The 14,994-nt window shown below is 68.0% G+C and carries 12 protein-coding genes; 10 read left to right on the top strand and 2 right to left on the bottom strand.

Annotated elements, in window-relative coordinates:
* Positions 1–169: 169 nt before the first annotated feature.
* Both QH168_RS21260 and QH168_RS21255 read left to right on the top strand, forming a co-directional pair.
* Positions 170–2,587 (top strand): hypothetical protein, encoded by a 2,418-nt coding sequence (locus QH168_RS21260; protein ID WP_280236515.1) that lies wholly within the window; start codon positions 170–172, stop codon positions 2,585–2,587.
* Between the two features lie 129 nt (positions 2,588–2,716).
* Positions 2,717–4,522 carry a dynamin family protein gene (locus QH168_RS21255; protein ID WP_280236514.1) on the top strand — a complete coding sequence of 602 codons (1,806 nt, stop codon included), beginning with the start codon at positions 2,717–2,719 and terminating at the stop codon, positions 4,520–4,522.
* 4 nt (positions 4,523–4,526) lie between these two features.
* On the opposite strand, the gene QH168_RS21250 is transcribed toward QH168_RS21255, so the two are convergent.
* Positions 4,527–6,500, bottom strand: coding sequence for a glycoside hydrolase family 15 protein (locus tag QH168_RS21250; RefSeq protein ID WP_280236513.1), 1,974 nt, complete (start codon positions 6,498–6,500; stop codon positions 4,527–4,529).
* A gap of 269 nt (positions 6,501–6,769) precedes the next feature.
* On the opposite strand from QH168_RS21250, the gene QH168_RS21245 reads away from it, so the two are divergent.
* Positions 6,770–7,048: a hypothetical protein gene (locus tag QH168_RS21245; RefSeq protein ID WP_280236512.1), complete on the top strand. Its 279-nt coding sequence runs from the start codon at positions 6,770–6,772 to the stop codon at positions 7,046–7,048.
* A gap of 88 nt (positions 7,049–7,136) precedes the next feature.
* Here QH168_RS21245 and QH168_RS21240 read toward each other — a convergent pair whose 3' ends face one another.
* Positions 7,137–8,195: a M48 family metallopeptidase gene (locus tag QH168_RS21240; protein ID WP_280236511.1), complete on the bottom strand. Its 1,059-nt coding sequence runs from the start codon at positions 8,193–8,195 to the stop codon at positions 7,137–7,139.
* A 70-nt stretch (positions 8,196–8,265) separates the two neighbouring features.
* Between QH168_RS21240 and QH168_RS27600 the strand changes: the two genes are divergently transcribed.
* The 7 genes from QH168_RS27600 to QH168_RS21210 all read left to right on the top strand — a co-directional run bounded on the left by QH168_RS27600 (position 8,266) and on the right by QH168_RS21210 (position 14,987).
* The gene (locus QH168_RS27600) at positions 8,266–8,355 is read left to right on the top strand and encodes an Ms4533A family Cys-rich leader peptide (RefSeq protein WP_324192512.1); all 90 of its coding nucleotides are present in this window, start codon (positions 8,266–8,268) and stop codon (positions 8,353–8,355) included.
* Positions 8,356–8,544: 189 nt separating this feature from the next.
* Positions 8,545–9,591 (top strand): sulfate ABC transporter substrate-binding protein, encoded by a 1,047-nt coding sequence (locus tag QH168_RS21235; protein ID WP_280236510.1) that lies wholly within the window; start codon positions 8,545–8,547, stop codon positions 9,589–9,591.
* Between the two features lie 142 nt (positions 9,592–9,733).
* On the top strand, positions 9,734–10,534 hold the full coding sequence (cysT, locus tag QH168_RS21230; protein WP_280236584.1) for a sulfate ABC transporter permease subunit CysT: 801 nt from the start codon (positions 9,734–9,736) through the stop codon (positions 10,532–10,534).
* Positions 10,531–11,337, top strand: a complete 807-nt coding sequence (gene cysW / locus QH168_RS21225) for a sulfate ABC transporter permease subunit CysW (protein WP_280236509.1) — start codon at positions 10,531–10,533, stop codon at positions 11,335–11,337. The genes cysT and cysW overlap by 4 nt, the downstream gene beginning before the upstream one ends.
* A gap of 49 nt (positions 11,338–11,386) precedes the next feature.
* On the top strand, positions 11,387–12,382 hold the full coding sequence (locus tag QH168_RS21220; RefSeq protein WP_280236508.1) for a sulfate/molybdate ABC transporter ATP-binding protein: 996 nt from the start codon (positions 11,387–11,389) through the stop codon (positions 12,380–12,382).
* 285 nt (positions 12,383–12,667) lie between these two features.
* On the top strand, positions 12,668–13,798 hold the full coding sequence (locus tag QH168_RS21215; RefSeq protein WP_280236507.1) for an Hsp70 family protein: 1,131 nt from the start codon (positions 12,668–12,670) through the stop codon (positions 13,796–13,798).
* A gap of 178 nt (positions 13,799–13,976) precedes the next feature.
* Positions 13,977–14,987: an AurF N-oxygenase family protein gene (locus QH168_RS21210; RefSeq protein WP_280236506.1), complete on the top strand. Its 1,011-nt coding sequence runs from the start codon at positions 13,977–13,979 to the stop codon at positions 14,985–14,987.
* The last annotated feature ends 7 nt before the right edge of the window (positions 14,988–14,994 follow it).

The following is a 14,994-nucleotide window of genomic DNA, read 5'->3' as shown; positions in this document are numbered from 1 at the left end:
TGCCACCCGATACCGGGGTCTGTCGCAATATGCGTGGCGTTGTTAACTTTTTGGACGTCCCGGAGGATGTGACAGCTGGGTTCCGCACAAATATGGTGGTACCTGATCTTCACTCTCGGTCGGTCCGGCGTGGTGAGGATGCTGGATAGACCTGAGAGTGGAGTTTCGTATGACGCGTGACCTGCCCTTCGACGGCGACTTCGATGCCGACGAGCGTGGCGGCGACACTGCCTATCGTGTAGCGAGCGGGGTCGCGCGAGTAGCCAGAGGTGGCGCCTACGTCACCGGTGGCGCACTGGTGGCCGCCAATGGCGGTGGCGTTCCGGCGCAACCAGGCAACGAGCACCACCTCGACAGCTGGAATGCGGGCTGGGCGCGCAATACCGATCCCGATCCCGATGTGCCGAGCCCGGTGCTCACCTTCCCGGACCCGAACCCGGACGATTACGTGCCGACCCCGATCGCCGACCAGACACCCGATGCCGACCAGACACCCGATGCCGACCTCCCCGGCGTCGACCCATGGGTCACCATGCCGTTGCCACGGCTGGACGGCAGCATGGGCGGCGGCGGTGCGGGCCCCGACTCCGGGGGCGGATCCCGTTTCGAGCTGCCTTCGCTGCCCGGCAACGGATCCGACGGTATGCGTCCGCCCGGTTCGGGCGGCGACGGTGTTCCGGGAATCGGTGGTATTCCGGGGTCGGACGGTGCGGGAGTCCCCGGTATCGGCGGCATCCCCGGTTCGAATGGCGACAGTGCGCCGGGTTTCAGCCGTATCCCGGGTTTCGACGAGGGCGATATACCCGACCTCGACGGTATCCCCGGTTCGACCAGCGGCGGCGTGCCCGGGCTCGGCGGTATTCCCGGCGCTCCCGATGGAGGTATTCCCGGTTTCAACGGAATCCCCGGTATCGGTGGACAATCCGGCGGTATCGGCCAGCCCGGCACCGGCGGCGTGCCTGGTGGGTTGGATGAACCGGGCGGTCAGGGATTCGGTCTGCCGGGACACGGGCTCGGCCAGGCCGGGCACGGTTTCGGCCTGCCCGGCGCCAACGGATTCGTCGCCCCCGGCTCGGAAGGGTTCGCCGTACCGGGACTCTCGCCGGTGGCGCAGGACGCGACCACCGCTCCCGCGGGTACCGACCCGTTCGACGGCATCGGCAGTGGCGATGGTCTCGGCGTTTTCCTCGGCACTCAGCTCAGCGTCGATTTCGGGATCGGGCCGGACGGTATCTACCTGACCACCGCGATGGAGGTCGACTTCGGCGTCGGCAGGGTCGGCGACCAGCTCGACGAATACACCGACTGGCTCGCCGACGGCATCCGCGTGCCGGACGGCGCGCACCCCGGTGTGGAGCCCGGTGAATCCGGTGGCGCCCATCAGGGCCTGGTCGGCGGCGTCACCATGCCGCAGGCGGGTGGCGCGAGTTCGGCCGCCGCCGGTGCCGCGACGGGCCAGACCGCACCGACCACCGCCTCGCACTCGGCGCCGGTCGCTCCTGCGGCCGCGGCTCCGATCGCCCCGGTCGCGCCCGCTCCCGCTCCGGCTCCCGCTCCGGTGGCGCCCGCCCCCTCGGTCGCGCCCGCCGCGATCGCTCCGGTTCCCGCGGCCGCCGCACCGGCGGTGGCCCCGATGGCGGCCGCTCAGCCGGTGGTGGCGACGCCGTTGCAGACCACGATCCAGCCCGACGCCGCGACCTCCCCGATCGCGAATGTGATCGCGCCGCCGCCCGGCGCGTCGCCGCTCACCGCCCCCGCCGCGGCGGTTCCCGGGATCTTCGAGCGTTCCGTGCCCGCCGAACGTCCCGGCTCGATCGGTACCGGTATCGACGATCCGACACAGACCACGACCACCACCCCCGGTGCGCCGACCACCGTCACCTCGACGGTGCCGACGCCGACCACGCCGGGCGGGATCACCACACCGGGTGGGACCACCTCCACACCCGACGGAAGCGTCACCACACTGCCCGGTGTGCCGGGCACCACCCGGCCGGGCGGCTCGACCACCGACGACCCGATCACCAAGACGCCGGGTGGTAACGCCACCCCGTCCGGGCCGAGTACCCGCCCGACCACCACGGACCCGGACGATGACGTCACCACCCCCGGCAACTCCGGTGGCGCCACCACCCGTCCGCCGACGACCGACGCACCGGATCCGACCACCCGGCCGCAGCCGACGGTCGATACTCCGACCACGGCCGATATGCCGTCGACGGTGGACCGGCCGACCGCCGACGTCCCCACCGCGGATGTCCCCACCGCGGATGTTCCCACTGCCGACGTCCCGACGGTGACCGCGCCGCGGCCGACGGCGCCGACCTACGATCCGCCGTCCACGGCGCCGACGGTCGACATCCAGCCCAACAACCCGGCGCCGACGATCCAGCCGCAGGTCGGCGTGAAGCCGATCGCCGAATACGACACCGGACAGCACGATCCGGCGCTGCTGGCCGCGGCCTCATTCGTCGATCACGGCCCGCTCGGTCTGTCGGGTGGTGAGCTGAGCGGTGCGCTGATGCCGGAGACGGCCATGGCACAGACCCATCACATGGTGGCGCACGTCGACTCCGTCGTGTTGTGACCAGAGTCCGTCGTGTTGTGACGAGAGGAATCGGGACGGGTTGACGGCGCTCGCGGGCGCCATGATCGAATGAGAGCCGATAGCGCGCGCGAGGTTCTTCGACGCCAGCGACGATAGGGAGGAGCAGGGTTGTCTGCCGCAGCCGGACTGGAGGCCGCGACGGTGAAACATCCGGACGCCATGGCCCCGCTCATCCGGATCACCGACGAACTGCGGGAGTTGACCCGGTCGGCCGGGCGCGATGATCTCGGCGGTCGGCTGAGCATGGTCCGGGCCAGGGTGAACGATCCACGGGTTCGGCTCGTGGTGGTCGGTGACGCCAAGAGCGGTATGAGCAGCCTGGTCAACGCCCTGGTCGGGGCGAAGATCAGTGCCACCGATATCCCGATCGGCGTGCCGGTCATCATCGAACACGGCCCCGAGCCGACGGCCACCCTGGTGCGTTCGGTGGGCGGCGGGCGGATCGAACGTCAGCCTGTCGACCCACTCGACCCGGCGCCCGCGCTCAATGCCAAGGGCGTCATCCGGGCCGAGTTCACCCAGCCGAGCCCGCTGCTGGCCGAGGGCGTGGTGCTGATGGACGCGCCGGGCGCCACGCGCGAGGACAACACCACCTGGTCGATGATCGCCGCCGCCGACGCCGTGCTCTACGTCGGCGACGCCGCCACCGAGCTGACGCCCGAGCAGATCGGTCATCTCCAGCGCATCAAGCAGATCTGCCCGACGGTGGTCTGCGTGCTGAACAAGATCGACATGCATCCGCACTGGGCGCACACCCAGCAGCGCAATCGGGAGCTGCTCGATGCCGCCGGACTCGGCTTCGCGGTCGCGCCGGTGTCGGCGGAGATGCATCGGCAAGCCGGTCTGGTGGGCAATTATCAGCGCGATATCGAATCCGGGTTGCCGCAGCTGGTCGATCATCTGCGCGATTTCATCATCAACCGGGCCGATGAGGTGGCCATCGAGGCCGCGGCGGGCGATATCCGCCTGATCTGTGATCATCTGGCGGCGTCGCTGCGCACCGAGGCGGAGACACTGCGTGATCCGCGGCGTCGCTCGGAGATCACCGCGCAGCTGGCCGCGGCCCGCGACGAGGCCGATCAGCTGCGTCAGCGCACCGCGAACTGGCAGATCACCCTCGCCGACGGCAGCGCCGAACTGATGGCCGATATCGAGCACGATCTGCGACACCGGCTGCGCAGTCTGGTCCGCGACGCCGAGGCCGAGATCGCCCAGACCGATCCGGCGCGCCGCTGGAACGATTTCGGCACCGACCTCGACGCCCGGATCTGCGAGGCCGTCGAGGAGAACTTCGTGATGGCCCACTACCGTTCGGTGGAGCTGTCGGAGCAGGTGGCGGCCAAATTCCCGGCCGATCACCGCGCCCCACCGCTACCGGATGTGCGGTTGGAGAAACCGGCCGACGTCCTCGAGCAGGTGGCGCCGCTGGAACCGCTGGAGAGCGCGAAGACGAGCGTGACCGCACAGTTCCTCTCGGCGCTGCGCGGATCCTACGGCGGTATCTTGATGGTCGGCTTGGTGACGAGTCTGCTGAAGATGTCGCTGGTGAACTGGTATTCCGTCGGCGCGGGTGTCCTGCTCGGCGCGCATGCGCTGTGGGACGACCGCAGGACGCGTAAGCAGCGTCGTCAGGCCGAGGCCAAGGTGGCGGTCGCCCGACTGATGGATGATGTGGTCTTCCAGGTCGGCAAGGAGTCAAGGAACCGGCTGCGCGCCACCCAGCGTGCGTTGCGCGACCATTTCACCGATATCGCCACCGACGTGCTGCGCAGCGCCGACGAAGCGTTGCGGATCGCCGAGGAGGCGGGGGAGAAGTACGGGGATCGCGGCCGGGATCGACTCGATCGCATCGACACCGATATGGCGACGTTGCGCGCGGTCCGCGAACGCGCCGACACTCTGATACCCGCCTGATCTGTCACCCGTGCTGGGTGGCGGGGGTGTGCGCGGGCCGGAACTGTCCCGCCTCACCGGCTTCCTCGGCCCGGATCACGTGCGTGACCGCGTTGATCAGCGCCAGATGGGTGAACGCCTGCGGGAAGTTGCCCAGATGGCGGCCGCTGTGCGGTTCGATCTCCTCGGCGTAGAGCCGCAGCGGGCTGGCGTAGCCGAGCAGCCGTTGGCACATCTGCCGGGCGCGCGGTAGCTCACCGATCTCCACGAGCGCCGACACCAGCCAGAACGAGCAGATGGTGAAGGTGCCCTCGGCTCCCGACAGGCCGTCGTCGGTGGTCTCGGTGCGGTAGCGCAGTACAAGGCCGTTCTCGGTGAGGCGGTCGGCGATGGCGAGCACCGTCGCACGGATGCGGTGATCGTCGGGCGGCAGGAAACGAGTCAGCACCGCCAGCAGCAGTGACGCGTCGAGTGTGGTGCCGCCGTAGGTCTGGGTGAGCACGCCGTCGGCATCCACGCCGTGGGCGAGGACGTCGCCCTTGATCTCTTCGGCGATGTCGTACCAGCGCGCCGCGATCTCCAGCTCACCGTGCAGCTCGGCCAGTTTCGCGCCGCGATCCAACGCCACCCAGCACATGATCTTCGACGAGGTGAAATGCTGCGGTTCACCGCGCACCTCCCAGATACCGCGGTCGGGTTCACGCCAATGCCGGATCGCCGCACCCACCTGACGTTCCAGCAGCGGCCACAGCGTTTCGGGTACATGTTGGCGGGACTTGACGTGCAGGTAGACCGAATCGAGCATCGTGCCCCAGATATCGTGCTGGTCCTGGTCGTAGGCGCCGTTGCCGATGCGCACCGGCCGGGCCGAGTCGTAGCCGGACAGATGGTCGAGTGTGGTTTCGGTGAGTTTGCGTTCGCCGCCGAGCCCGTAGAGCACCTGCAACGGAACGGGTTCGCCGTCGGGGCCGGTGGTGGCGTCGTTGAGGAAGGCGAAGAAATCGTCGGCCTCGCGGTCGAGTCCGAGGGTGTACAGACCCCACAGGGCGAAGGTCGAATCCCGCACCCAGCTGTAGCGGTAGTCCCAATTGCGTTCACCGCCGGGTGTTTCCGGTAGCGAGGTGGTGGCGGCGGCCATCAGCGCGCCGGTCGGCGCGTAGGTCAGGCCCTTGAGGGTGAGGGCGCTGCGCTGGAGGTAGCTGCGCCACGGGTGATCGGGGAACTTGCCGAGGGTGATCCACTGACGCCAGCATTCGGCCGTCGTCCACATCTTCTGCGCGGCCTCGGCGAAGGACTGCGGTGCTGGTAGCTCCGACCAGGTCAGCGCCGCGTACACCTCATCGCCCTCCTGCATCCTGGTGCGGGCGCGCGCCTCCCGGCCTTCGAGCCCGATCCGCAGATCGGTGGTCAGCACCAGTGTCGGACCCGAAGTCGGATCCGCGGCGCATTGGGCGGTGGCCTCCTCGTACACCTTGCCGGTGTACTCCCACAGCGCGGTCTCGCGGTGGTAGTCGAAGGAGGGTTCGCAGCTCATCTCGAGTTCCACCGTGCCGCTGACGCATTTCACCGTGCGCAGCAGCATGTGTTCGGCATCCCAGTCCATCGGGGTGCGCCGATGGGTCTTGCTGCGCTGAAAGTTGTTGTGCCACGGTCCGAGTACCAGCGCATCGCGCACGATCAGCCAGCCGGTGGCGGTCTGCCAGGTGGTTTCCAGGATCATGCCGCCGGGCAGATAGCGGCGCGCCGCCGGCACATTGCGGCCGTAGGGGCCGATGCGGAAATGGCCCGCATTGCGGTCGAGCACGGCGCCGAACACGCTCGGCGAATCCGGTCGCGGCACACACATCCACTCGACCGAACCGTTGCTGGCGATCAGACAGTTGGTCTCGCAATCGGACAGGAAGGCGTAGTCGTCGATCGGCGGGAAGTTCGAGCGGCGGCGGGATTCGATGAGCGAATGCGCCGTCGGCTGGACGTCGTGATCCTCAGAGATCGCCATGACCTCATGATCGCCCCGCACCCCGGATGCGTCCACCGCACCGCGCCGGTGGATGCGGCCCACCGGCGCGGGTCGTGGCTCAGAGCCTGCGGATGCGGGCCAGCCAGGCGGCGGCCTCGATGGGGCCGTCCTGCGGCAGTCCGAGGCGGGCGAGTTCCTCGGCGGCTCGGGTCATGAGACCAGGGTGCACTCTCAACCACGGTTCAGGTCAACGATGCGTGCGTGCCGACCCAGGGGGCCGGTAGATGGCGTCGATTAGGCTGGTGATCGTGGATCGCATAGCGGGTTGGTGGGACGGCTTCGAACTGTGGGTAGCGGGTCTTCCGTTCATCCCGCAGTTCCTGGTGGTGCTGGTGGGCATGGTGCCGATCAGTTTCGCCATCGCCTACCTGCTCGACCGCGCGCTGAAGGTGGTCCGGCACCGCGTGTCACTCGCCCAGCACCGCCTCCGCGCCGCGCGCTACCGCTCGGCGCGGCTGACGCAGGCCGCCGCACCGGTGGAACCGCTGGTGCAGACCCGCGAGCACGCGCAGAGCGGAGTCCGCTGATGCCACGCTCACGGGTTCAGCTCGCCCTGGTCGCCCTGCTCGTACTGGTGCTCGTCGCCTGGTTCTTCACGCGCTGAACGAGTCCTTCTCACGCGTCGGAGCCGCGGCGCCAGTCGGTGAATCGCTTACCGACCTTGGCGACGGTGTCGCCGACTTCCTGGCCGACGGTGCCGACCGCCGCTCCCATATCGCGGCCCATGGTGCGCACCGTGCGGATCAGCGGATCCTCGGACTGATCGAAAGTATCGCGGTAGCTGCGCGCCGCCTGTTTGATCTCGTCGCTGAGCTTGGCGTTCTTATCGTGTGCGCGCCGCGGATAGTCCCCGCCGAGGATCCGATCGTACTCGCCGCTCTGGATCCAGCGCCGCAGTTCCGCGGCCCGCAGCACCGAGAACGGGTGGCTCTGTAATTCCAGGTTCAGCAGTTTGAGCACACCGTCGCGCAGATCACCGGAACGCTCGTAATCATCGGCCTGGGCCAGGAACGCGCCGAGATTCATCTCCTCGACCCGCGCCCCACCCGCCAGCTTCATATGCACCCGCACCGAGGCCTCCACATCCTGCCCGCACAGCAGACCGGCCCGGTCGCCGGACAGTTCGGATTTACGGCTCCATTCCATCAGCGCGGCGACGATGGCCCGCAGCGCCCAGCCGCCGATCGGCATCCACCCGATACCGGCGGCCATCCGCAGCAGATGCATCAGCATGGTGCGGTAGACCGCGTGCCCGGACATCGCATGGCCGAGTTCGTGGCCGATGGTGAACCGCATCTCCTCGTGATCGAGCAGATCGACCAGACCGGTGGTCAGCACGATGAACGGGGCGTCCATACCGATGGTGAAGGCGTTCACCTGCGGGCTCTGTACCACGAACATCTCCGGGATCGCCGGTGCGTCCAGGATCTCGACGCAGTCCTGGCGCAGTTGGTGCAGTGACCGGAACTGACGCTCATCGACCCGGACGGCGGTCGCCAGATACATCAGCCGATACTGCCGTTCGCGCAGCAGCCCTGACAGGGTGCGCAGGACCAGATCGAACCCGCTCAGCGAACGCAACGCCACCAGTGCGGTGCGGTCGGCCGGATGCTCCCAGGCGCGCGTGCTGATTTCGGGCAGCCGGGTGCGCAGGCGGTCCGGGCTGGTCGTCATGGTTGTTACCCCCGTCGATCTGGTATTCGTCGATTCGAATCGGCTCGAGTGCTCTGCTACAGTCTGCCGGGTGTCGTCGAGTGTTGTGCCGCAGGTCCGCCATGAACTGGCGTTGATCGCGGTCGGCTGCCTCGTCGTCGCGGATATTCACTGTCGGTGATCGGAATCCGGGCAGTTCTGCGCGTTCCCTCCTAGACTGGTGCGCACCTTTTTCGCAGCGTTGTCCGAACCCGGCGGCCGTTCCGGCCGGTAAGTCGCGCCACTGCCGTTGGCAGGTCTTTCGTTCGATCCCGATGTGTCACCGCCGTTCACGCCCGAGCTGATGGCGGCCCCGAGAAAGGTCCATCCCATGTCACGCACCAGCCGGCTCACCTCGCGTCGACGCCGCGCCGCCATCGCCCTCACCGCGATCGCGGCGTTCGCGCTCAGCGCGTGCAGCGGCGGCGCCAGCGATTCGGTCGACGGTCAGGTCGCCGACGGCAGTGGCGGCACCATCAATCTGTTCGCCTACGCCGTGCCCAAGCCTGGTTTCGACAAGGTGATCCCCGCCTTCAACGCGACCGAGGCAGGCAAGGGTGTGCAGGTCCAGCAGTCCTACGGTGCCTCGGGTGACCAGTCGCGCAAGGTCAAGGACGGCGCCGAGGCCGATGTGGTGAACTTCTCGGTCGAGCCCGACGTCACCCGCCTCGTCGATGCCGGACTGGTCGATCAGAACTGGAATGCCGACGCCACCAAGGGCATTCCGTTCGGTTCGGTCGTCGCGATCGTGGTCCGCGAGGGCAACCCCAAGGGCATCAAGACCTGGGACGATCTGCTGAAGCCCGGTGTCGAGGTGGTGACCCCGAACCCGTTCAGCTCCGGTTCGGCCAAGTGGAACCTGCTGGCGCCGTACGCGGCCAAGAGTGAGGGCGGCAAGAACCCGCAGGCGGGTCTGGACTACCTGTCGCAGCTGATCTCGCCCGACCACATGCGCGTCCAGCCCAAATCCGGCCGCGACGCCACCGAGACCTTCCTCCAGGGCACCGGCGACGTCCTGCTGAGCTACGAGAACGAAGCGCTGTTCGTCGAACGCAACGGTGATCCGATCGAGCACGTCGTCCCGACCGACACCTTCAAGATCGAGAACCCGGTCGCGGTGCTGAAGAACAGCAAGAACCAGGACAAGGCGGTGGCCTTCCGCGACTTCCTGTTCACCCCCGAGGGTCAGCGGGCCTGGGCCGAGGCCGGTTTCCGTCCGGTCGATCCGGGTGTCGCCGCCGAGTTCGCTTCCGACTTCCCGCAACCGGAGAAGCTGTACACGATCGCCGATCTCGGCGGCTGGAAGACGGTCGATGCCGAACTGTTCGCGCAGGGTACCGGCAAGATCGCCGTCATCTACGACAACGCCACCAAGTAGTCGGTGATCCGGCGCACACGCGATACTCGACACCGTGACAGACAGTAGTAACAGCGACGGGGCCGCACCCGCGTCCGGTTCCGTCGCCTCCCCTTCGGGCACCTCCGCGGCCGCGGGATCGCGGGGACCGAACTGGTCGTGGCTGCGGGTGACGGGCTCGGTGGGCCCGCTCGGCATCGCCACGGCGGTGCTGTGGCTGAGCATCATCGTGCTGCTGCCGCTGGCCGCGCTCACCGTCAGCGCCTTCGACGAGGGCTGGGCGGGCTTCTGGGACGCGGTCACCTCACCGGTCGCCCTGGCCTCGCTGCGGGTCACCGTGTTGGTCTCGGTGGTCGTCGCGCTGATCAACGTGGTGATGGGCACGCTCATTGCCTGGGTGCTGGTGCGTGACGACTTCCCCGGTAAGGGCGTGGTCAACGCACTGATCGATCTGCCGTTCGCGCTGCCGACCATCGTGGCCAGCATCGTGCTGCTGTCGCTGTACGGCCCGGAGAGTCCGATCGACATCCACCTCAACGCCACCCAGCCCGGTCTGGTGGTGGCGCTGGCCTTCGTCACGCTGCCGTTCGTGGTGCGGTCGATGCAGCCGGTGCTGATCGAAGTGGACAAGGAAGTGGAACAGGCCGCACTGTCACTCGGTGCGGACAACTGGACCACGTTCCGGCGCATCGTGCTGCCCACCCTGACCCCGGCGATCATCAGCGGCGGCGGTCTCGCCTTCGCCCGCGCCATCGGTGAGTACGGCTCGGTCGTGCTGATCGGCGGCAATATCCCGCGCGAGACCCAGATGGCTTCGCAATACATTCAGCAGCAGATCGAGATCGACCGGCCGGTGGCCGCGGCGGCGGTCTCGGTGGCGCTGCTCGCCATCGCCTTCGTTTCGCTGCTGGTGCTGCGGTTGTTCGCCGAGCGTTCGGCCAGGAAGGAGCAGGAGGCGCGATGAAACTTTCGACTCCGGTCCGGCTCTCGCTGCGCGTGGTCGCACTCGGGTACCTGTTCGTCCTGCTCGTGCTGCCGCTCGGGGTGATCCTGTTCCGCACCTTCGGTGACGGTATCGGCGCGTTCATCGATTCCATCAGCACGCCCGCCGCGATCTCGGCGTTCAACCTGTCGATGATCATCGTGGCGATCGTGGTCCCGGTGAACGTGGTGTTCGGCATCGTGACCGCGCTCGCGCTGGTGCGCGGCAGGTTCCCCGGCCGCAGCCTGGTCCAGGGCATCGTCGATCTGCCGTTCGCGGTGTCGCCGGTGGTGGTCGGTGTCGCGCTGATCATGCTGTGGGGCGCGGGTGGCTGGTTCGGCGGACTCGATTCGCTCGGGTTCAAGGTGATCTTCGGACTGCCGGGCATGGTGATCGCGACGATCTTCGTCACGCTGCCGTTCGTGGTGCGCGAGGTCGAGCCGGTGCTGCACGAGATCGGCGACGATCAGGAGCAGGCGGCGGCCACGCTCGGCGCCTCGCGCTGGCAGACCTTCTGGCGGATCACCCTGCCCGCGATCCGCTGGGGCCTGACCTACGGTGTCGTGCTCACCGTGGCCCGCTCGCTCGGCGAGTTCGGCGCGGTGATCATGGTGTCCTCCGGTTTCGCCGGGGTCTCGCAGACCCTGACGCTGCTGGTGCACGCCAGATACGTGGACGACCACAACACCTTCGGCGCCTACAGCGCCGCCACCCTGCTGATGGGCATCGCCCTGGTCACGCTCCTGCTGATGACCCTCCTCGAACGTAAGCGGGGCAACAAATGATCGGCACTGCCGTGCGCAGGGCGCCGATGTCGACTGCCGGAGGCAACCAATGATCACCGTGACCAACGCGCGCAAGAACTATGGTTCGTTCGCCGCGCTGGACGATGTCAGCATCGATATCCCGTCCGGCGAGTTGACCGCGCTGCTCGGCCCGTCCGGTTCGGGCAAGTCGACGCTGCTGCGTTCGATCGCCGGATTGGAGACGCTGGACTCCGGGGTGGTGGTGATCTCCGATCGCGATGTCACCCGGGTGCCACCGCAGAAGCGCGATATCGGCTTCGTCTTTCAGCATTACGCGGCGTTCAAACATATGACCGTGCGCGACAATGTGGCCTTCGGGCTCCAGATCCGCAAGCGGCCGAAAGCCGAGATCGCCAAGCGGGTCGACGAACTGCTCGGCATCGTCGGCCTCGACGGTTTCCAGCATCGTTATCCGGCGCAGCTGTCGGGTGGTCAGCGTCAGCGTATGGCGCTGGCGCGCGCACTGGCCGTGGATCCGCAGGTGCTGTTGCTGGACGAGCCATTCGGCGCGTTGGACGCCAAGGTGCGCGCCGATCTGCGGACCTGGCTGCGACGCCTGCACGACGAGGTCCATGTGACCACCGTGCTGGTGACCCATGATCAGGAAGAGGCCCTCGACGTGGCCGACCGGATCGCGGTGATGAACGCGGGCCGGATCGAACAGGTCGGCTCGCCCGAGGACGTCTACGACCGGCCCGCCAACGAGTTCGTCATGTCCTTCCTCGGTGCGGTGGCCCGGCTCAACGGTCATCTGGTGCGCCCGCACGACATCCGGGTCGGCCGCGATCCGAGTATGGCGATGGCCGAGCACGAGGGCACCGCGGAATCGGCGGGCGTCACCCGCGCCACGGTGGAGCGGGTGGTGCATCTCGGTTTCGAGGTGCGGGTGGAGATGCGCAATGCCGCCACCGGCGATCTGTTCGCCGCCCAGGTGACCCGCGGTGACGCCGAAGCGCTTCGCCTCTCCGACGGTGAGACGGTGTACGCCAGGGCCACCCGGATCCCGGAATTGCCCACGAGCTGACCGCATCTCGGCGCTCGGCGGCGCCGTCGCGGAGCCGTGGACAGCGCCCGACCCGCAAACCGGATCAGGTCATCGGGCGTGTCCTTTCCCGACGGGTGGCGAGGTCGCCGTGTCCACCCGAACAGGACAACAGGGCTGGTGAGCGCGTCGGCCGCTGCCCGGTTCGCCAGAACGGGGGAGAGGCGATGGCGGACAACCCGATGTCCGGTGGTTGGCACATCGATCGCGGAATGATTGCCTGATGGGCGTTCGAAGCATGTCCGCTCGGCGATCAGGTGGAGTTCGATGGCGTCAGGTCTCGGATTGAGCATCGGCACGGTGAACACGGTTTCGGCAGTAGCGGAGGGGGATTCGGTGAAGTCGCCGCCGGGGCGACGGCGCCGGGCCGGCCGGCCACCGGCCGTCACCCACCGCACCACGCTCACCTTCGACAGCACGGGCATGGCCCGGCTCGGCACCATCCCACGGCACGGTCGGGTGGTCACCGAGTTCGCGGATCTGACCCAGCGCGGCGCGACGTCCGCGCGCGTCGGCAACCGCGCTCTCACACCCGCCGATCTGGTGGCGGTCGTCGCCGACTGCCTGATCGCGGAGGTCCGCGACGACCCGCGCGCCGCGGGCGACGATACGGGCATCACCCTCACCCATCCGGTCGGCTACAGCGATGACCAGATCGGCGCACTGCGCACGGCCCTCGACGCGGCCGGACTGGAACGGGTGTCGCTGGTGGCCGAACCGGTGGCCGCGGCCGCCTGGCTGGAGGCCGAACACGGACCGCTCATGCCGGGCCTGGCGCTGGTCTACGACCTCGGTGGGGCCAGCTTGGATGTGACGCTGGTGCGGGTCGGCGCCGGATGTCCGGACAATCCGGTGATCGGCACGGTGCGTTCACATGATTTCGGTGGGCGCGCATTCGGGGCGCTGGTGACCACGCAGACCGCGCGGGGGCGCTCCTCGGACGCGGGTTCCGACGATCCGACCCGCGACCGCGCGAGTGTGTTGCGTGGCGAGCATGTGCGTGGCTCGTTGGAACTGGTCTATCGGTGCCTGCGACTGGCCGATATGACGATGGCCGATGTCGACCGGGTGCTGGTGGTCGGCGGTGCCGCCCGTCCGGCGGAGGTCGCGCGGGTGCTCGGCGAGGAGCTGGCCCGTCCGGTGATCACCGCGCCCGATCCCGAGCGCACCATCGCCACCGGGGCCGCGATCATGGCCCGGCGCTCCGCCTCATCCGCGGCAGCGGCGGAGCATCGGCGCCGCCCTGCCACCCGGGCATGGGACTTCTCCCGGCGTAAACGCCGCCGTGCCCTCCAGGCTGCGGTCGCGGCGGGGGTGTCCACGGTGGCCGTCGCGGCGACGCTCATGGTCCCCGGTGACGCCGTGTTCACCGCGTTATCGCAGTTCGGGGCCTGGTAGCGGCACCCGCGCGCACGCCGAGGAAGTATCCGGGCGCATTCGGACCGAGAGTCCGGATGCGCCCGGCGTGCGTTCGCCGACCCGCCGCTGGGAAGGTGCCTGTGTTGACGTGGCCCACAGTTGGTGTAACTATTGGGAACAGTTATTAGGTATTCCCGACCGAGAGGCAGTGACGACGATGTCCGCAGCCACCACGACACCTGACATCGACCCTGTTGTCGCGCAGGCCCAGGAGTACGCGCAGAAGTTGCTGCTGCTGTCGGAGGGCTCGGTGAACCGGCACTTCGATCCTTTCGAGGACATCGACTGGGAGAACCCGGACTTCGACGCCGAGACCAAGCCCGAGCGCTGGATCCTGCCGCAGTCGGCCGATCCGCTCGGCCGCCACCCCTGGTACCTCGCGCTTTCGGACGAGCAGAAGATCGCGCTCGGCAAGTACCGCCAGGCCAATGTCGCCAAGGTCGGTCTCCAGTTCGAGGCCATCCTGATCAGCGGCATGATGCAGCACATCTTCGGCCTGCCCAACGGTTCGCCGGAATTCCGCTACTGCTCCCACGAGATGATCGAGGAGCACAACCACACCCTGATGTTCCAGGAGATGGTCAACCGCATCGGCATCGATGTACCCGGTATGGGTCCGCTGGTGCGGCAGCTGCGGCATCTGGCCGTCCCGGTCGCGGTGCTGACGCCGAACCTGTTCTTCATGGCCGTGCTGGCCGGTGAAGAGCCGATCGACCACATCCAGAAGGACATCCTGCGCTCGGGTGACGATGTGCACCCCATCATGCGCGGTGTCATGGCCATCCACGTCGCCGAAGAGGCGCGCCACATCTCCTTCGCGCACGAGTTCCTCAAGCAGCACGTGCCGGAGGGCAACGCGGCCAACCGCTTCATCCTCTCGATCGCCATGCCGATCGTCATGTGGATCCTCGGCCGCTCCATCGCGACCCCGCCGCGCACCTTCTTCGACGAATTCGACATCCCGGACTCGGTGCGCAAGGAGCTGTTCTACGGTTCCAAGGAAGCCAAGCAGGTCTTCAGCGATTACTTCGCCGACGTCCGTTCGCTGGCCAAGGAACTCGGTCTGATGAACCCGATCTCCAAGCGCGTATGGAAGCTGCTCGGTATCAACGGTCACTCCACCCGCTACCGCTCCGAGCCGCTGCGCGTGGTCGGCAAGGCCGCCTGAGGTACCC

The sequence above is a fragment of the Nocardia cyriacigeorgica genome (assembly GCF_029868385.1).
GTDB classification, from domain to species: Bacteria; Actinomycetota; Actinomycetes; order Mycobacteriales; family Mycobacteriaceae; genus Nocardia; species Nocardia cyriacigeorgica_F.
The sequence above is the reverse complement of the archived record's forward strand: the minus strand, read 5'-3'. Positions and strand labels throughout refer to the sequence as shown.

Coding starts and splice junctions, on each gene's coding strand:
- QH168_RS21210 (WP_280236506.1), top strand. CDS start 13,977: ATGTCCGCAGCCACCACGACACCTGACATCGACCCTGTTGTCGCGCAG.
- QH168_RS21250 (WP_280236513.1), bottom strand. CDS start 6,500: ATGGCGATCTCTGAGGATCACGACGTCCAGCCGACGGCGCATTCGCTC.
- QH168_RS21235 (WP_280236510.1), top strand. CDS start 8,545: ATGTCACGCACCAGCCGGCTCACCTCGCGTCGACGCCGCGCCGCCATC.
- QH168_RS21215 (WP_280236507.1), top strand. CDS start 12,668: ATGGCGTCAGGTCTCGGATTGAGCATCGGCACGGTGAACACGGTTTCG.
- cysW (WP_280236509.1), top strand. CDS start 10,531: ATGAAACTTTCGACTCCGGTCCGGCTCTCGCTGCGCGTGGTCGCACTC.
- QH168_RS21240 (WP_280236511.1), bottom strand. CDS start 8,195: ATGACGACCAGCCCGGACCGCCTGCGCACCCGGCTGCCCGAAATCAGC.
- QH168_RS21220 (WP_280236508.1), top strand. CDS start 11,387: ATGATCACCGTGACCAACGCGCGCAAGAACTATGGTTCGTTCGCCGCG.
- QH168_RS21260 (WP_280236515.1), top strand. CDS start 170: ATGACGCGTGACCTGCCCTTCGACGGCGACTTCGATGCCGACGAGCGT.